1 protein-coding gene is annotated in these 707 nt (G+C 42.1%); it reads right to left on the reverse strand.

All coding sequences use genetic code 11. The annotated features are described in order from the left end of the window. Positions 1-83: 83 nt before the first annotated feature. A partial coding sequence (locus tag A3756_RS28065) for a hypothetical protein (protein ID WP_068554467.1) occupies positions 84-707 on the reverse strand: 624 nt, incomplete at its 5' end.

Genomic DNA, 707 nt, shown 5'->3' on the forward strand with positions numbered 1-707 from the left:
AGCCAGTACGAGGCAAAAACCATTACAAAAAAAAGGCCGATGGTGGTGGTTGTTGGTTTAATCGAAAGCATCCTTGCCTCACTTTAGTAATGTCTGCTTAACCAGTTTTTAATCGCGTCGAACAAGCTGTGCTTATCGTTCAGCATGAAAAAAGTATGGTCAGCTTTGGGGAAATAGACTTCTTCAAATATTTGCGTGAAGAACTCGCCAGGAAAAGCATCTTTCATTTGTCCCTGATAGTTGTAGTAGGACTGTACCCCTCCGCTGTAGACATATAGGCACTTGGCTTCGCGTTGATGCAATACTTCCATGTCGGCCTTATATTGACTTTTTTCCGGTAAGCGCCAGACATAGTCATCAACATTATTTGCTTGATTATCGCTCGATTCTGAAGACATAGCTTTGGTTTTAGTCAGCCGCTTAATTAAAGCCTTAATCAGGTTGAAGGGCTGAGATAGCTTTTTGAGAAATTTCACACGATTAAACTTTGGACTTAGGTAACCATAGCCATCTATCCAAACTAAACCTTTGACACGATCATCCTTTACAGCAATTTTGTGAGCGTTCTCGGCACCTGTACAAAGGCCAAAAGAAATTACACTGCAGTGGTTAAACTGAGTTTCAAGGCAATCCAAGGCTGCAAGCATATCCTTGGTAATTTGCTCTGTTCGAGAAGAAGGTGATGCGATGCGGGTGCTATCACCTTG

This window comes from Oleiphilus sp. HI0086 (genome assembly GCF_001635225.1).